This is a genomic window from Flavivirga spongiicola, assembly GCF_030540825.1.
Lineage (GTDB): Bacteria > Bacteroidota > Bacteroidia > Flavobacteriales > Flavobacteriaceae > Flavivirga > Flavivirga spongiicola.
In genome coordinates, this window is sequence record NZ_JAUOEO010000001.1 from 1,914,133 (window position 1) to 1,931,024 (window position 16,892).

At 33.1% G+C, this 16,892-nt stretch carries 14 protein-coding genes; 9 read left to right on the forward strand and 5 right to left on the reverse strand.

Going from position 1 to position 16,892, the window contains the following annotated elements; all coding sequences use genetic code 11:
• Nucleotides 1-3 precede the first annotated feature (3 nt).
• Entirely contained in the window at nt 4-828 is an 825-nt protein-coding gene (locus tag Q4Q47_RS07565; RefSeq protein ID WP_303306046.1) for a hypothetical protein, read from the forward strand.
• A 229-nt stretch (nt 829-1,057) separates the two neighbouring features.
• Here the strand turns inward: Q4Q47_RS07565 and Q4Q47_RS07570 are convergent, their stop codons facing one another.
• Nucleotides 1,058-1,777 (reverse strand): hypothetical protein, encoded by a 720-nt coding sequence (locus Q4Q47_RS07570; protein ID WP_303306047.1) that lies wholly within the window; start codon nt 1,775-1,777, stop codon nt 1,058-1,060.
• Between the two features lies 1 nt (nt 1,778).
• The gene (locus tag Q4Q47_RS07575; RefSeq protein ID WP_303306048.1) at nt 1,779-2,018 is read right to left on the reverse strand and encodes a hypothetical protein; all 240 of its coding nucleotides are present in this window, start codon (nt 2,016-2,018) and stop codon (nt 1,779-1,781) included.
• Between the two features lie 355 nt (nt 2,019-2,373).
• Between Q4Q47_RS07575 and Q4Q47_RS07580 the strand changes: the two genes are divergently transcribed.
• From Q4Q47_RS07580 to Q4Q47_RS07615, 8 genes are all read left to right on the forward strand, one after another.
• Nucleotides 2,374-3,444, forward strand: coding sequence for a CNNM domain-containing protein (locus Q4Q47_RS07580; protein ID WP_303306049.1), 1,071 nt, complete (start codon nt 2,374-2,376; stop codon nt 3,442-3,444).
• Nucleotides 3,445-3,456: 12 nt separating this feature from the next.
• Nucleotides 3,457-3,990: a methylated-DNA--[protein]-cysteine S-methyltransferase gene (locus Q4Q47_RS07585; RefSeq protein WP_303306050.1), complete on the forward strand. Its 534-nt coding sequence runs from the start codon at nt 3,457-3,459 to the stop codon at nt 3,988-3,990.
• Between the two features lie 2 nt (nt 3,991-3,992).
• Entirely contained in the window at nt 3,993-4,514 is a 522-nt protein-coding gene (locus tag Q4Q47_RS07590) for a DUF4442 domain-containing protein (protein WP_303306051.1), read from the forward strand.
• Nucleotides 4,515-4,569: 55 nt separating this feature from the next.
• Complete coding sequence (locus Q4Q47_RS07595; RefSeq protein ID WP_303306052.1) at nt 4,570-6,981, forward strand: penicillin acylase family protein; 2,412 nt, start codon at nt 4,570-4,572, stop codon at nt 6,979-6,981.
• The gene (locus Q4Q47_RS07600) at nt 6,978-7,337 is read left to right on the forward strand and encodes a hypothetical protein (RefSeq protein WP_303306053.1); all 360 of its coding nucleotides are present in this window, start codon (nt 6,978-6,980) and stop codon (nt 7,335-7,337) included. The genes Q4Q47_RS07595 and Q4Q47_RS07600 overlap by 4 nt, the downstream gene beginning before the upstream one ends.
• A 94-nt stretch (nt 7,338-7,431) precedes the next feature.
• Complete coding sequence (locus tag Q4Q47_RS07605) at nt 7,432-9,633, forward strand: S41 family peptidase (RefSeq protein ID WP_303306054.1); 2,202 nt, start codon at nt 7,432-7,434, stop codon at nt 9,631-9,633.
• A 6-nt stretch (nt 9,634-9,639) separates the two neighbouring features.
• Nucleotides 9,640-10,353, forward strand: a complete 714-nt coding sequence (locus tag Q4Q47_RS07610; RefSeq protein WP_303306055.1) for a 3'-5' exonuclease — start codon at nt 9,640-9,642, stop codon at nt 10,351-10,353.
• On the forward strand, nt 10,353-12,032 hold the full coding sequence (locus Q4Q47_RS07615; protein ID WP_303306056.1) for an ABC transporter ATP-binding protein: 1,680 nt from the start codon (nt 10,353-10,355) through the stop codon (nt 12,030-12,032). The genes Q4Q47_RS07610 and Q4Q47_RS07615 overlap by 1 nt, the downstream gene beginning before the upstream one ends.
• A 463-nt stretch (nt 12,033-12,495) precedes the next feature.
• Here Q4Q47_RS07615 and Q4Q47_RS07620 read toward each other — a convergent pair whose 3' ends face one another.
• The 3 genes from Q4Q47_RS07620 to Q4Q47_RS07630 form a co-directional block, all read right to left on the reverse strand.
• Nucleotides 12,496-13,152, reverse strand: a complete 657-nt coding sequence (locus Q4Q47_RS07620) for a CoA transferase subunit B (protein WP_303306057.1) — start codon at nt 13,150-13,152, stop codon at nt 12,496-12,498.
• A gap of 111 nt (nt 13,153-13,263) precedes the next feature.
• Nucleotides 13,264-13,965: a CoA transferase subunit A gene (locus tag Q4Q47_RS07625; protein WP_303306058.1), complete on the reverse strand. Its 702-nt coding sequence runs from the start codon at nt 13,963-13,965 to the stop codon at nt 13,264-13,266.
• 468 nt (nt 13,966-14,433) lie between these two features.
• Nucleotides 14,434-16,752: a penicillin-binding protein 1A gene (locus Q4Q47_RS07630; protein WP_303306059.1), complete on the reverse strand. Its 2,319-nt coding sequence runs from the start codon at nt 16,750-16,752 to the stop codon at nt 14,434-14,436.
• Between the last annotated feature and the right edge of the window lie 140 nt (nt 16,753-16,892).

Genomic DNA, 16,892 nt, shown 5'->3' on the forward strand with positions numbered 1-16,892 from the left:
ATCATGAAAAAATTTATAGTAAATCTTATTATAGTATGTGTGCTATTAATATCCTGTGAAGAGGATAAAGCAATCTTTAATGAAAGTCAAACCTTCATATCATTTGAGCAAACCAATGTCGATCTTCCTGTTCTAATTGATGCAACAGGTTCTGTTGAGGTTTCAGTAACTGTATCTAGTCTGAGTGAATCTGAGAGAAATATAGCGCTTACAATAGTAGAAGAAGAAACTACGGCAGGAGCAGATTCTTATACTGTAGGATCTGTGGTAATACCTGCAAATTCATATGAAGGAACACTTAAAATAGATGGAGTGGACAATAATGTTACTACTGATGCTAAAACTTTAGTATTAAAAGTTGACGCTACTGAAGCTTTTGTGGGAGATAAAAATTTAACAGTCAATATTTTTGAAGTATGTCCAGTTGATATAACTTCTTTTGTAGGCATGTATCGTATTAAACAGACAACTCCTTTCTTAATGGCTCCTTGGGGAGACGGAGGAACTGCATTTAGTGATGATGTAGTGGTCGAAGTTGTTGCTGAAAGTGAAACTCGAAGAAAGTTTAATGTTGTCCTTACTCCTAAGTTTTGCGGTTGGAACCAAGTTGATTTTCTTTTTGACTTAGTTTGTAATAAAATAATCGTACCAACACAGAGTAATGCATGTAGTTGTGATAATGGAGAGGAATGGTTTCTTGCAGCCCAAACTCCTTCAGGTTATAATGTAAATGATGATAGTGAATTCACTTTAATATTTACAGAAGGCGCTCAAGGAGATTGCGATTATACTCCTGCACAAACATCTGTTACATTTACAAAACAATAGTTATTAAGTTAGTCAAATCCTGAAAACAATACGAAACACGGATTATTGAAGGATTAAAATTTAAGCTTAACGATTTTATAATCGTTAGGCTTTTTTTATTTGTATTATTTTCTTTTTATACCATTTCTTCTGTAAAAGAAAATGATGGTTTTAACCCTTGAAAACACCCATATAAAACCTGTTTTTATTGACTTTAAAGTCATGAATTCACCTACCGCCCTCTATCATTTTATTTAATCTCAGCAGTTAATAGTTCCTTCACATTTTCAATATCGACTTTATAATCATAAAATTTTGGAACGTCTATAACTGTAGTAATTGTATCATTTTTTAAGTTAATAAATTTTAAAACGACCTTTTTATCTTCTGAAAATTTTGCCCCAACACTTACTTTGTTTTCCTTAATATTTCTTGTAACATTAAGTTTTTGTGCTTTCTTGTATTCTTTTAAATTCTCATCTTCATAGCTCAAAATTTTATCCGCTCGTTTCTCAATTTTCTCTTGCTTTTCTCGGGCTTTTTTTTCTATATTAATATGATATAAAGCAATAGTCCCTCCAATTAGAATAGCTATAGTTGCCAAAGCAACCCATCTTTTTGCTTTAATGATATCTTCTTTCAGACCTAAGACCAATTTTCCGTAAGCATTATTAATTTGTAATGGACTTCTTAAATCTAACTCTTCCAATTGTACACTTTGTCCGACGGAAATTTTAAACATCGCCAAAAAGAGAATAATGTATGGCAAAACAAAGGCTAAATAAATCTTAATATCAGTAGTCGAAGTCATTAAATTGGCAGACAAACCAATAAGCGTGTAGAATCCCAATAAGGCTTTTAAGTAAACACTATAATTTGTTAAATGTTTATTAAGATTAACAAATGTATTATTAACAGCATCTTGGCCCTTGGCAAGCCAAAAGCTATCAAAATCTTTTAAATCTCCCATATTACTTCTTTTTTAAATATACTCTTTGGCTATGGCCACAAGCACATTTAATAACTATATAGTCATCAATCATGTTTGTTTTAGCTATTTCATTATGTTTAGAGAGATTAAATTCTATTGCTCCAACTGGCCTGCTAACAACAGTATATATTGAAGAGATAATAACATTAAATGTTTCATTACACTCTTTTTTTGCACAAGTAACTTCTGCAAGCTCATAGGATGGTTTTTTGGTTGTCATAAATTTGCTTTTTAAATTATGCTACTAAATCAAAAACTCAAGAGGGAAAAGACTATACCAACCAACAGTATTTACTTACACAATTTACAAAATAAATTTTAACTATTTTAGCAAATAAAATAATTTCTTGAAACGAATTATCCTCTCGGTAGAACCATAGAGGTATTTTACTCGTTTCATTTTGACTTTTTTAGTCAAAAATCGAAATTATATTATTTTAGATTCCCGTTTTATTCATTATGCAATATTTTATAATAATGGATTCATGAATCTTGCGATTTCACGGGAATGATAATTTCAACGGAAACCTCGTGGCATAGCCTCAAGGAATTATTTTCGATTAAAACAATTTTTAATGAGCACATTAATTTTTTGGGCAACAATTTCCATTTTCTTTTCTTTTTTATGCTCTATACTTGAAGCCGTTCTATTAACTGTTACGCCAACATTTATAAACGTTAAAAAACAAGAAGGAAAAGAATATGCATTCACTTTAGAACGCTTGAAAAAAGATGTTGACAAGCCACTAATTGCCATACTCACTTTAAATACCATTGCACATACTCTGGGAGCTATGATGGTTGGTATTCAAGCAGAAAAACTACCCTATAAAATAGAGTTGGCAGGAATCAATACTGTTGGAGTTATTTCGGCTATTATGACTTTATTAATTTTAATTGCTTCAGAAATCATTCCAAAAACTATTGGGGCAACTTATTGGAAAAGCCTAGCTAATTTCACTTCAAAAGCATTAATTGCTTTAATATTTCCTTTAAAATGGACAGGTATTTTATGGCTCTTACAACTCACCACCAAACTTATTGGAGGTAAAAGTCATGGAAGCGTTTTAAGTCGAGAAGATTTTCATGCCATGGCGGATATGGCTCATGAAGAAGGTGTGTTTCAAGAAAATGAAAGTAAAATCATCAAGAATTTATTGACTTTTAAGGAGGTTTTGGCAAAAGATATTATGACGCCTAGAACCGTTATGCTGGCAGTAGACCAAAATACAACTGTCGAAGATTTTTTTAATAAAAATATGAACCTTCGTTTTTCAAGAATTCCTATTTATTCAAACGATCCAGACAACATAAAAGGATTAGTACTTAAAGACGAAGTTTTTAAAGAAATGGCTCTAGACCATGGAGATAAAAAACTAGCTGATTTAAAACGACATATTATTATTGTTAACCGAAGTTTACCCATTCCTAATCTGTTCGAGCAGTTGGTTGAAAGCAGAAATCATATGGCTTTGGTTGTTGACGAATATGGTTCTGTAAGTGGCTTAGTAACGATGGAAGATGTTATTGAAACACTCTTAGGCTTAGAAATTATGGATGAAAGTGATAACGTTTCTGACCTTCAGCATCTTGCTCGTAAAAGCTGGGAAGCTAGAGCTAAAAAATTAGGTATTCTAGATGAATAAATATGAAAAATAATGGAAACTTGCATCATCCAATCACCTTTAGGTTACACAAAAATAGAAGGAGATATTAGTGGCATTATTTCTGTCAATGTCTTAAATAATAACATAGGTCTCTCCGAAGGAGAATCAAATAAATTGTCTTTCCTGCATAAGCAGGAATCCGAAGAAAAAGTAACCGACATCATCCCTGTAGAATTAGAAGATTGTGTGATTCAGCTTAAAGAATATTTTGAAGGTAAGCGCAACGAATTCAATCTAAAATTGAATCCTCAAGGAACCGAATTTCAAAAAAGAGTCTGGAAACAACTTGAACAAATTCCTTATGGCAAAACGCTTTCTTATTTAGAATTATCAAAACAACTAGGTGATGTAAAAGCCATTCGTGCTGTAGCAAACGCCAATGGAAAAAATCCGCTTTGGATTATTGTGCCTTGCCATCGCGTTATAGGTAGCGATGGTAGTTTAACAGGGTATGCTGGCGGTTTACACCGTAAAAAATGGCTGTTAGAACACGAAAGTCCTTATAAGCAGCAATCCCTTTTTTAAAAATGTACAGAACACTTACTAAAATCTTAAAAACCTTTTTAACGGACGCTCAAATCTATAAATATGGATTTAATTGGTCTCCTATGTATAGACGCACAACCGGTAAAATAATTGAGGTTTCAAGTAATTTATCATACGTTAAAATAACCATCCCATTAAGCATAAAAAATAAAAACTACGTAGGTTCTATATTTGGAGGCAGTCTTTTTTCTGCCACCGATCCCATCTATATGATTCAACTTTTAAACATTTTAGGTGATGATTATGTCGTTTGGGATAAAGATGCTACTATAAAATATAAACGTCCTGCTAAAGAAAATGTTTATGCAGAGTTCTCTTTTTCATCTCAAGAAATAGAAAATATTAAAACTCAAGTTGCTGAAAATGGTGAATTTAATCTAACAAAAATGGCCAATATAACAAACAAAGAAAATGTCGTTTTTGCTGAAGTCGTCAAAACCATTTATGTGGCAGACAAAACCTTCTATAAAGAAAAACGTAAGTTAAAAGCAATTAAAAAATAAGCTTGTTTTATTCGTATAGAATTTTCTTATCTTTAGTTTCAATAAACTTACTTAAATGAAATTACTCAAATTCATGGTATCACTACTTCTAACAGTAGTGGTTTTTTATGCTTTTAACACAAAGCTTGGCCCTATACCTCCTATTGGCAAATTTCTAAGCCCGTCTCAGGGAATTTGGCAAAATGATAAAGATGAATCTATTACTGGTAATATTGAAATTGAAGGTCTTTCAGAAGATGTTACCATAAAATATGATGAACAACTTATACCTCACATATTTGCTAAAAATGACATCGATTTATATAAAGCTCAAGGTTACATAACAGCAAAACATCGTTTATGGCAAATGGAATTTCAAACCTTTGCTGCTGCCGGAAGGTTATCCGAAATAATCGGGGAGAAAGCATTAAATTATGATAGAACTCAACGTAGGAAAGGCATGGTTTATGGAGCCGAAAAGAGCTTAGAAGTTGTTAAGACTGATGAAGAATCCCTAGCCTACTTGCAAGCATATAGTGATGGTGTCAATGCATTTATTAATGAATTAGATCCTAAAGATTATCCTGTGGAATATAAGCTTCTTGATTATAAACCAGAAGCATGGTCGATTGAAAAAACAATGCATTTATTAATGTATATGACCGATATGTTATGTGGTGGTGATTCAGATTTAGAATATACCAACGTACTAAGAAAATTAGGTCAGGAACGTTTTGATTTACTGTTTCCAGATTTTTTTGATATTAACGACCCTATTATTCCAAAAGAAACAGACTGGAGCTTTGTTGATACAGAAATGAGTGAAATTCCTCAAAGCGAATTGCCCTTAGATTCTATTGCAGAAACTATGGAAAAACCACATCCTAACAACGGAAGTAATAATTGGGCTATTTCTGGTAGTAAATCGTATTCTGGCAACCCTATGTTGGCAAGTGACCCTCATTTGGGTCTTAATTTGCCTTCTATCTGGTTCGTCATGCAATTATCTTCTCCAACTCAAAACACATATGGAGCAACACTTCCTGGTGCCTTAGGCATTATTATAGGGTTTAATAATCACATTTCATGGGCGGTAACTAATGCCACCCGCGATGTTAAAGATTGGTATAAAATAGAATTTAAAGATGCAACCAGACAAGCTTATAAATATAACAATCAATGGAAAGATACAGAGGTTAGGATAGAAGAAATAAAAATAAGAAATAAAGAAACATTTTTAGACTCAGTAATTTATACACATCATGGTCCAGTAAGTTATGACCATACTTTTAAGAGTGCTAATGAAAAAAAAGGTTATGCCATGAAATGGGCAGGGCATATAGGTCATAATTTTACACGATTATTTTATAAACTCAATAATGGAGAAAATTACGATGATTATTTAAATGCTATTTCCTCCCACGTTGCACCGGCTCAAAATTTTGCATTTGCCTCGAATGATGGAGATATCGCCATATGGGTTCAGGGGCAGTTCCCTAATAAATGGAAAAATCAAGGTAAATTTTTAATGGATGGAAGTAATCCTAAACACGACTGGCAAGGTTTTATTCCTCAAGAATTTAACGCGCATATTAAAAACCCAGACCGAGGCTTTGTTAGTTCTGCCAATCAACATCCTGTTGATGCATCTTATCCTTTTTATGTCTTTAACGATGGTTATGAAATTTATAGGAATAGAGTCATTAATGATTTCCTAGAATCGAAAGAAAAAATTTCAATTCAAGATTTTAAAGATCTACAAAACAACAACTTCAATTTAAAAGCTTCAGAATTGCTTCCTCATATGATTGAACATTTAAATACGTCGCAATTAACGCCAGAAGAATTAGAGATTTTAAATACCATTAAAAGTTGGAACTTCTATAGTGAAACCGATCAAATAGCCCCTAGTATCTGGGATGCTTGGTGGACAAAATTATACCCTTTGGTATGGGACGAGTTCAATGTTGACAGTGTTGCTTTAGAAACACCTTTTACCTATCAAACAATAAATATGCTAAAAAACAATCCGAACGATTCATTTATGGACATAGTAGAAACACCAGAAAAAGAAACAGCAAACGATTTGTTTTTAATAACCTTTAAAGAAGCTGTAAAAGAACTTACAGATTGGAAAGCGGAATACGGAAACTACAATTGGCAAGGATATAAGGGCACATTTGTTGGGCATTTACTTCAAGCACTACCTGCTTTTTCCAGACTGGATTTACCTATTGGTGGAGATCGTAATACAGTAAATGCGGCAGATGTAAACCACGGCCCTTCATGGCGAATGATTGTAGAAATGAGCTCTCCTCCAAAAGCAATAGGAATATATCCAGGAGGGCAATCAGGTAACCCTGGCAGTAAATATTACGATAACTTCATAGATAAATGGGCTATTGGGGAGTACTTCGATATATTATTTATGCAAAACCAAAATAATAACAATGGCATTATTGCTACTCAAACTTTAAAGTCAAAATGATGAAAAGAAATATTCTACATTTTATAGCAACTATTGTTTTTGCACTTATATTATCCATGTTTTTACCATGGTGGTCTGTAATGGTCGCTGCTTTTATTACAAGTCTGTTTTTTAGTTTAAAACGTAGTGCTGTTTTCTTCATTCCATTTTTAGCCATAGCTCTTTTATGGATAGTCCACTCTTTTTGGCTAAGCAATACCAACAATTTTATATTGGCCAATAAAATTGCCATATTATTACCCTTAAACGGAAACCCCTATTTGTTAATATCATTAACAGGATTTATTGGAGGACTTGCAGCTGGAGTAGCTGCCATTTTTGGAAAACAGTGTTCAGTTTTAGTAAAAAAGGATTAATTAATGATTTCTTAATATTTTGTTATTTAACAATTAATTACATGACGGGAATAAAATTTTAATCTTTTTTTGACTGAACCTAAACTCATCAATTATGAAAAAGCTATTATTTCTTTTCAGTTTTATATTTATATCAAATATTTCTCTTGCTCAAAACTCAACGAATTTAGATTTTGAAATTGTTGAAAATGAAAAAGCTAAAAATTGGAAAGAAATGGGACAGGGGCAATACAAAGTCCATTTCGACCAAAATATTAAACAACATGGTGAAACATCTGCCTCTATTGAAAGTATAGGTGAAACAGTTAATTTCAAAGCACTAGGTTATCATATCCCAGCAGATTTTGGTGGTAAAAAAATTAAACTTACCGGTTTTATAAAAACAGAGAATATTGTTAATGGATGGGCTGGGTTATGGATGCGCATAGACCCACAAGTTGCTTTTGATAACATGAAATCAAGAGGAATAAAAGGAACAACCGATTGGAAAAAATATGAAGTTGAACTTAATTTAAGCAATCAGGCTGAGACTGTCGTTATTGGCGGACTATTAGTTGGATCAGGTAAAATGTGGGTTGATAATTTAGAAGTTACAATCGATGGATTTCCTTTAGATAAAGCACCACAAAAAAAACTAACCAAAGCTCAAAAAGACAAGGAATTTGATCAAGGCTCTCTAATAACCTTTTCAAATTTAGACAACAATCAGATTCAAAACCTCGATCTTTTAGGCCGTATCTGGGGGTTCTTAAAATACTATCACCCGGAAGTCGGAAAAGGAAATTACAATTGGGACTATGAATTGTTCAGAATACTTCCTAAGTATAAAGATTCTAAAACAAATTTAGACAGAGATAATATACTTTCCAATTGGATTGAAGGTCTAGGAGAAGTAATAGTTTGTAAATCTTGTAAAGAGACCTCAGAAGATGCTATTTTAAAGCCGGATTTAGACTGGATAAAAAACAGTAATATGTCGACTGCTTTAAAAGACAAATTACAATATATTCGAAAAAACAGGCACCAAGGAAACCATTATTATATTGAGATGACTCCCAATGTAGGCAATCCAATATTTAAAAATGAAGGTTCATATAAAGACATGCCATATAAAGATACAGGTTTCAGGCTATTAGCTTTATATAGATACTGGAATATGATACAGTATTTCTTCCCAAACAGGCACTTAATTGATAAAGATTGGAATACATGCTTAACAGAATATATTCCTCAATTTATTAACGTTAAAAATGATTTAGAATATGAATTAGCCTTTTTAAAGATTATAGCTGACATAAAAGATACTCATGCTAATTTATCGGGAGGAAAATATAAAATACAGGAACAGCGCGGAAAATTCTATCCGCCAATGCACGTTCGTTTTATCGAGAATAAATTAGTAGTTGATGCATATTTTAACGAAGAAACAAAAGCATCGATAGGTTTAGAGGTAGGAGACATTATTACTCATATTAATGGCAAACCTGTTAGTAAAATAGTAGAGAATATACATGATTTTTACCCTGCATCTAATCAGCCAACACGTTTACGAGATATTAGTTTTGATATCTTACGTTCTACAAATAACACCTTAGATATAAGTGTTAAGCGTGATGGAAAAGTTTTTGACAAAACACTCAAACTATTTGAACAAAAAGAAATAGAGGGTTATTACAGGTGGTATAAGCGAGAAAAAAATGGAAGTTCCTTTAAAATGTTAGATAATAATATTGGCTACATTACTTTAAAAAATATTAAAAAAGAAGATGTTAAAGTTATAAGAAAAGACTTTAAAGACACCAAAGGAATTATTGTGGATATCCGTAACTATCCATCAGCATTTATGCCCTTTACTTTAGGGTCATTCTTTACATCTAAATATGCTCCTTTTGTAAAGTTCACTAACGGAAGTGTTAATAATCCGGGAGCGTTTACTTATGGAAAAGATTTATCTATACCTCCAAAAGAGAAATTTTACAAAGGAAAAGTTGTGGTTTTAGTAAACGAAATATCTCAAAGTCAAGCAGAATATACCGCTATGGCATTTAGAGCAGGAGATAACGTGACTCTTGTTGGAAGTACAACGGCAGGAGCGGATGGCAATGTTTCACGCATTTCACTACCAGGTGGGTTAATGACCATGATTTCTGGAATTGGCGTATATTATCCCGATGGTACCGAAACTCAACGTATTGGAATCGTACCTGATATTGAAGTTTTACCAACGGTAAAAGGTATCAAAGAAGGTAGGGATGAAATCTTGGAAAAAGCTATAGAAATTATCAACAAAGATTAATTAACCATGATAAGTAAACTTAATTTAGAAAACATTCTATTTCTGGATATTGAAACCGTTCCTGAAACACAGCATTTTTCTGAGTTGAATGAAGACAAGCAAGCCCTTTGGGAGAAAAAATCTCAATACCAACGCAAAGATGAATTTACTGCCGAAGCATTTTACGATCGCGCAGGTATTTGGGCTGAATTTGGAAAAATAGTCTGTATCTCGGTTGGGTATTTTAATATTTTAAATGACGTACGCACCTTTAGAGTCACTTCATTTTACGGTGATGAAATTAAAATTTTAAAAGATTTTAAAAACTTATTGATATCGCATTTTAGTGAAACAAAACATCTGCTCTGTGCGCATAATGGTAAAGAATTTGATTTTCCTTACATAGCACGCCGCATGATAATTAATAATATTGAGTTACCTTATAAGCTAAACCTCTTTGGAAAAAAACCTTGGGAAGTACCACATTTGGATACCTTAGAATTATGGAAATTTGGAGATTACAAAAGCTATACATCATTAAAATTATTAACTCATGTTTTAGGAATTCCATCCCCAAAAGATGATATTGATGGCAGCGAAGTGTATCACGTATATTATGAAGAAAATGACATTGATAGAATTATTGTTTATTGCGAAAAAGACACTATTGCTGTGGCCCAAATATTCTTAAGATTACGCGGTGACGACCTATTAATTGATGATGAAATTATTTATATCTAATGCAGAAAAACACTATTTTAAATATCAAAGACCTTTCCATTTCATTTGGGAAAAATGAAGTGATCCATAATATCTCCTATCACCTAAATAAAAATGAAATATTAGGCATTGTGGGAGAATCGGGTTCTGGAAAATCAGTATCTTCTTTAGCTATTTTGGGTTTGCTGCCAAAAAGGATTTCAAAAATCACTTCTGGAAGTATTAATTATAATAACGAAGATTTAACCACACTTGCTTCAAAAACGTTTCAAAAAATTCGAGGAAAAAAAATTGCCATGATTTTTCAAGAACCTATGAGTTCTTTAAATCCCTCAATGTCCTGCGGTAAACAAGTTCAGGAAATTTTATTACAACATATCAAACTATCTAAACCAGAAGCAAAAAAAGAAACTATTTTATTATTCGAAAAAGTAAAACTCCCAGACGCTGAAAGAGTGTATAGTTCTTATCCGCATGAGATTTCCGGCGGACAGAAACAACGTGTTATGATAGCCATGGCAATTGCTTGTAAACCTGATATTTTAATTGCAGACGAACCTACCACAGCACTCGATGTTACCGTTCAAAAAGAAATTATTGAATTATTAAAAGCATTACAAGTTGAAACAAAAATGAGTATTATTTTCATTACTCATGATTTGGCTTTAATTTCTGAAATAGCAGATAGAGTTTTGGTTATGTACAAAGGAGACATTGTTGAACAAGGAGGTGTTTCAACTATTTTTAAAACACCTAAACACGTTTATACAAAAGCACTTATTAACTCACGTCCATCATTGGATACGCGGCTAAAAACATTACCAACCATTGATGATTATCTAAATGGTACAACTTCAAACGAAGTTATCACCACTGAGCAACGGAAGCTTCAACACGAAAAATTGTACAACAATGCACCTTTACTAGAAGTTATAAACGTTGAAAAAGAATATATCTCTAAATCAGGCTGGTTTACTAAACCGCAATCATTTAAGGCGGTAAACGATATTAGTTTTAAGTTGTATGAAGGAGAGACATTAGGCTTAGTAGGAGAATCCGGTTGCGGCAAATCTACATTAGGAAATGCCATCCTTCAACTAGATAAAGCAACAGCTGGGCACATACTATATAAAGGTATTGATATTACAAGACTATCTCATTCTGAAATTAAAAAGCTTCGGAAAGACATTCAAATTATTTTTCAGGATCCATACTCATCATTAAACCCTAGAATCCCTGTTGGTGAAGCTATTATAGAACCTATGATGGTTCACAACCTTTTTAATTCGGACAGTGAACGAAAAGAAAAAGCTATAGATATTTTAAACCGCGTTGGTTTATCTGAAGACTATTTTAATCGTTATCCACATGAATTTTCTGGAGGACAAAGACAACGTATCGGAATCGCAAGAACAATAGCATTACAACCCAAATTAATTGTGTGTGATGAATCCGTTTCTGCATTAGATATTTCTGTTCAAGCACAAGTTTTAAACCTCTTAAACGAGCTTAAAGAAACTTTTGGTTTTACCTATATTTTTATTTCACATGACTTGGCTGTGGTAAAATATATGTCTGACCAATTATTGGTAATGAATCAAGGTAAAATAGAAGAATTGGATGATGCAGATGCTATCTATAATGCACCAAAAAAAGAATATACTAAGAAATTAATTGAAGCCATACCCAAAGGGTTATAGCATAAATATTTTTTTCGTTAAGTATAGTAGACTTTTTAAAAATCGTAAATTCTCTTTAAGTGTTTCCTTAAATTTACTTTCATTTAATGTAGGTTGTTCAGGTAGATTTGTTGCAAATTTCATAAGTTTTCAATTTATGGTAGATTTGGGGAAATCTATATTAGTTTGATAATTTTGGGGACAGCTAATATGTAACATTTTTTCAATTAATCAGATTAAAAACATAAAAAATCGATGAAGTGCATTTATTTTTAACATTTTCATCGATAATCAAAGTAAATTAAACGGTATTTCATACAACACAACAATAAATTTAATGAAATATTTATAGCTACTAAGAAGGGCAAAACGGTATAAGATGCTAGAACCAGAATAGTATCTTCAACCTCATCTAGACAAGTTATGGAGTATTAAAAAAGGGGAAGAAGAATAAAACTTAGTTTAATTCACCCCTTTACTTGGCCTATAAGATATCCATTTCAGGAATTTCGCCATCAACAATTAGAGTACCTTCGGTGGCATTTTTTATATCTTCTATAGAAATACCTGGTGCACGTTCTAATAACTTAAAACCTTTATCTGTTACTTCAATCACCGCCATATTAGTTACTATTTTTTTTACACAGCCTACACCGGTTAATGGTAATGAACATTGCTTTAAAAGCTTAGATTCACCTCTTTTATTCGTATGCATCATAGCAACTATAATATTTTCAGCACTGGCAACTAAATCCATAGCACCTCCCATGCCTTTTACCATTTTACCTGGAATTTTCCAATTGGCTATATCACCATTTTCCGCAACTTCCATAGCTCCCAAAATAGTTAGGTCTACATGCTGTCCACGTATCATAGAGAAACTCATAGCCGAATCAAAAAAGCTCGCTCCCGGCAATGTCGTTATTGTTTGCTTTCCTGCATTTATTACATCGGCATCTTCTTCACCCTCAAACGGAAATGGTCCCATACCCAAAACGCCATTTTCGCTTTGAAACTCCACTTCTATATCACTTCTTACATAATTTGCAACCAAAGTTGGTATCCCTATCCCTAGGTTTACATAATAGCCGTCTTTTACTTCTTTTGCTATTCGCTTTGCAATTCCTGTTTTATCTAACATAATTTTGTCATTCCTGCGAAGGCAGGAATCTTTTTAATTGAAATTAATTATTTAATGTAGCCCTTACACTTCGACTGCGCTCAGTGTGACAAGCAAGAATGACAGATACTATCAGCTTCGTTGCCTCACCGTTCGTTGTTCTATTCTTTTCTCATATTTTTCTCCCTGAAAAATACGTTGCACAAAAATTCCGGGGATATGAATTTGGTTAGGATCTAAAGCTCCTAAAGGCACTAACTCTTCAACTTCTGCCACCGTTATTTTTGCACCACCACACATATTAGGATTAAAATTCCTGGAAGTACCTTTAAAAACCAAGTTGCCAGCAGCATCACCTTTCCAAGCTTTTACAAACGCAAAATCGGCTTTAAAAGCATGTTCTAACACATACATTTTTCCATCAAAATGTCTAGTTTCTTTTCCTTCAGCCACTTCAGTTCCATAACCTGCAGGCGTATAAACAGCTGGAAAACCAGCTTGAGCAGCTCGGCAACGCTCCGCTAAAGTTCCCTGAGGAATAAGTTCTACATCCAATTCACCCGATAGCATTTGACGTTCAAATTCGTCATTCTCCCCCACATAAGATGAGACCATTTTCTTTATTTGCCTTTTTTGAAGAAGTAAACCCAATCCAAAATCATCAACTCCGGCATTATTAGATATACATGTTAATCCTTTTACACCAAGTTTTACCAATTCTGAAATAGCATTTTCTGGAATACCACTAAGTCCAAAACCTCCAAGCATAAGTGTCATGTTATCGGATACTCCTTTTAGGGCATCTTGAACATTAGCGACCTTTTTATTAATCATTCTTATTAAATTTTTACTGCATAAATTTACATATAAATGAATTATTTTTAAAATAATTACACAATAACTTATTTTTCAATAAAAACAAATGAGTTTATTTAGATTTTCACTGAAGTTTATCTTGAGCGAAGACGAAAATCGGGAATGACAATTTCAAAGGAAGCCCTGAGACTTGATCTTGAGAAATTCTCTTCGATTAAATGTTAAGTATAGAATTTTGTTTGTTGAAAAAAGACTAAAAATCCATCCCAGAGATCCCATGTACACACACATATTTTTGAAAAAAACACAAATTTACACGAATCTATTCCCTTATGGTTACGTAGTAATGGACTAAACATGAACACAAATCACCAAGTCTGTACAGACTTGAAATCTGTCGATAGGCAGATTAAATTAGTAAAAATTTGTGTAATTCGTGTCTAACTTTATTGATATTATACAAGTGTCAAATTAAGAATATATCTATTAAAATCCATCTAAATCTTCAGGGGTATCATCAATAGCCTTAGAAACTTCAGAGCAATCTACGTTTATAGATAAGTTTACCGGTTCTTCAAATGGCTCTTTAGAGATATTTAATGTTTCATCTGCATAACAACTTTTCATATATAGTCCCCAAATAGGTAATGCCATAGAAGCACCTGATCCATAAGTTCCGGATCTAAAGTGTACCGCTCTATTTTCTGCACCTACCCAAATACCTGTCACTAAATTAGGTACCATACCCATAAACCAACCATCACTTTGATTTTGAGTCGTTCCTGTCTTTCCTGCAATAGGGTTTTTAAACCCGTAAGGGTAACCAGTAACTATTTTTTTATACACTGGTTTACTGGCTGCAGAAGTATGTTTTAACCTTGATCCGGAACCACCTTCTGTAACACCTTCCATAAGTTTTACTGCTACATAAGCTGTTTCCTCACTTAAAACATCACGTCTTTCTGGTTTAAATTGATATAAAATAGTGCCGTTTTTATCTGCAATGGTAGTTACCATGACAGGTTTTGTATAAACTCCTTTGTTGGCAAACGTAGCATACGCACCTACCATTTCGTAGACACTTATTTCTGAAACTCCTAAAGCTATAGATGGTACTGCGGGTATATCAGATTCAATTCCCAAGGTTTTAACTAAATCTACAACAGGTTGCGGTCCCACTTTATCAATTAACCTTGCTGTTATCGTATTTACAGAATTTGCTAAAGCATTCTTTAACGTTCTGGCACCACCATAATCATTGCTCCCATTAGAGTTATCAGGACACCATTTTTTTGAGTTTCCATGTTTATCTTTTTCTATACAAAATGGTGTATCTGGAAATTTATCACAAGGCGAATAATGCAGCTGATCTATTGCTGTTGCATAAACAAAAGGCTTAAATGTAGAGCCTACTTGTCGTTTTCCTTGTTTTACCATATCGTACTGAAAATGTCTGTAATTCATACCACCTACCCATGCTTTTACGTGACCAGTTAATGGATCCATAGACATCATTCCTGGTTTTAAAAACGATTTATAGTATCGCATAGAATCCATAGGTTTCATAATAGTATCCATCTCAGAAGGCTTACCATTTTCCCATTTAAAAACAGTCATTTTGGTTGGCTTATCAAATGATGCTTCAATCTCGGTATCGGATTTACCTGCTTTTTTTAATATTCGCCATCGCTCACTTTGCTTCATGGAACGTTTCATTAAAGCATCAATTTCTTTTTTATCCAGTTCTAAAAATGGTGCTGTCGGATTACGTTTAGGAGTATTTTGGTTAAAAAACTCAGCTTGCAACCTAGACATATGTTGCTGTACTGCTTCTTCCGCATATTGTTGCATACGCGAATCTACGGTGGTATAAATTTTTAATCCGTCTTTATTAATGTTATACTTTGTACCATCTGGTTTTGGGTTTTTCTTAACCCAATTTTTCATAAAGCCTCGTAAATACTCTCGAAAATAAGTAGCGATTCCATCTCGATGAGACTCAGGGGAAAAATTTAAATCTAATTCTGTTTTTTGCAATGAATCCTTAACTTTTTCAGTAATATATTCATACTTATACATTTGTGCTAACACTACATTACGTCTATTTCTTGTTAACTCAGGACGTATTATTGGGTTAAATAAAGATGAGTTTTTAAACATCCCCACTAACATGGCTGATTCTTTTAAATCTAAATCTTTGGGTTCTTTACCAAAATAAATACGTGCTGCACTTCTAATTCCATCAGCACTATTTAAAAAGTCATAAATATTAAAGTACTGAGCTATAATTTCTTCTTTGGTATATTGACGTTCTAATCGTATAGAGATAACCCATTCTTTTATCTTTTGAGTATATTTATCCCATCCTTTGGATCTAACTCCAACAAATAATTGGCGTGCTAATTGTTGGGAAATAGTACTAGCCCCTCCTTTTTTTCCTAAAAAGAAAAACGCTCTTAAAGTTCCCCTTGGATCTATACCGGAATGCTCTTTAAATCGTACATCTTCTGTCGCAATCAACGCATCTATTAAATTTTGTGGCAACTCGTCATAACTAACAGGCGTTCTATTATCATCTAGGTAGAATTTGCCTAAGGTTTTTCCATCAGAAGAAATGATTTCGGTTGCCAGATGCGTTTTAGGGTTCTCTAATTGTGTGTGATCCGGCATTTTACCAAAAGCACCCCATGAAGCTAATAAAAAAATAAGAATTACCAGAAATACGCCTCCGATAAATACAATCCAAAACCAACGGATATATTTTGAAAAACCCTGAGTTGTTATTGCTTGATTTTTTTTTGCCATTAAACTTTTAAGGTTAAATATTTACTAGATACAATTCTGAGAAATTTCAGAATTATTGGGAACTTCGTTTATTTTCGGGTTTTTCAATTCTAAAACCAACACCTGCGGTAGCTTCGGGCTCAACAACTCAAGCTAGCACT

Coding starts and splice junctions, on each gene's coding strand:
- Q4Q47_RS07585 (WP_303306050.1), top strand. CDS start 3,457: ATGGAAACTTGCATCATCCAATCACCTTTAGGTTACACAAAAATAGAA.
- Q4Q47_RS07565 (WP_303306046.1), top strand. CDS start 4: ATGAAAAAATTTATAGTAAATCTTATTATAGTATGTGTGCTATTAATA.
- Q4Q47_RS07595 (WP_303306052.1), top strand. CDS start 4,570: ATGAAATTACTCAAATTCATGGTATCACTACTTCTAACAGTAGTGGTT.
- Q4Q47_RS07580 (WP_303306049.1), top strand. CDS start 2,374: ATGAGCACATTAATTTTTTGGGCAACAATTTCCATTTTCTTTTCTTTT.
- Q4Q47_RS07615 (WP_303306056.1), top strand. CDS start 10,353: ATGCAGAAAAACACTATTTTAAATATCAAAGACCTTTCCATTTCATTT.
- Q4Q47_RS07570 (WP_303306047.1), bottom strand. CDS start 1,777: ATGGGAGATTTAAAAGATTTTGATAGCTTTTGGCTTGCCAAGGGCCAA.
- Q4Q47_RS07620 (WP_303306057.1), bottom strand. CDS start 13,152: ATGTTAGATAAAACAGGAATTGCAAAGCGAATAGCAAAAGAAGTAAAA.
- Q4Q47_RS07610 (WP_303306055.1), top strand. CDS start 9,640: ATGATAAGTAAACTTAATTTAGAAAACATTCTATTTCTGGATATTGAA.
- Q4Q47_RS07625 (WP_303306058.1), bottom strand. CDS start 13,965: ATGATTAATAAAAAGGTCGCTAATGTTCAAGATGCCCTAAAAGGAGTA.
- Q4Q47_RS07605 (WP_303306054.1), top strand. CDS start 7,432: ATGAAAAAGCTATTATTTCTTTTCAGTTTTATATTTATATCAAATATT.
- Q4Q47_RS07590 (WP_303306051.1), top strand. CDS start 3,993: ATGTACAGAACACTTACTAAAATCTTAAAAACCTTTTTAACGGACGCT.
- Q4Q47_RS07575 (WP_303306048.1), bottom strand. CDS start 2,018: ATGACAACCAAAAAACCATCCTATGAGCTTGCAGAAGTTACTTGTGCA.
- Q4Q47_RS07630 (WP_303306059.1), bottom strand. CDS start 16,752: ATGGCAAAAAAAAATCAAGCAATAACAACTCAGGGTTTTTCAAAATAT.
- Q4Q47_RS07600 (WP_303306053.1), top strand. CDS start 6,978: ATGATGAAAAGAAATATTCTACATTTTATAGCAACTATTGTTTTTGCA.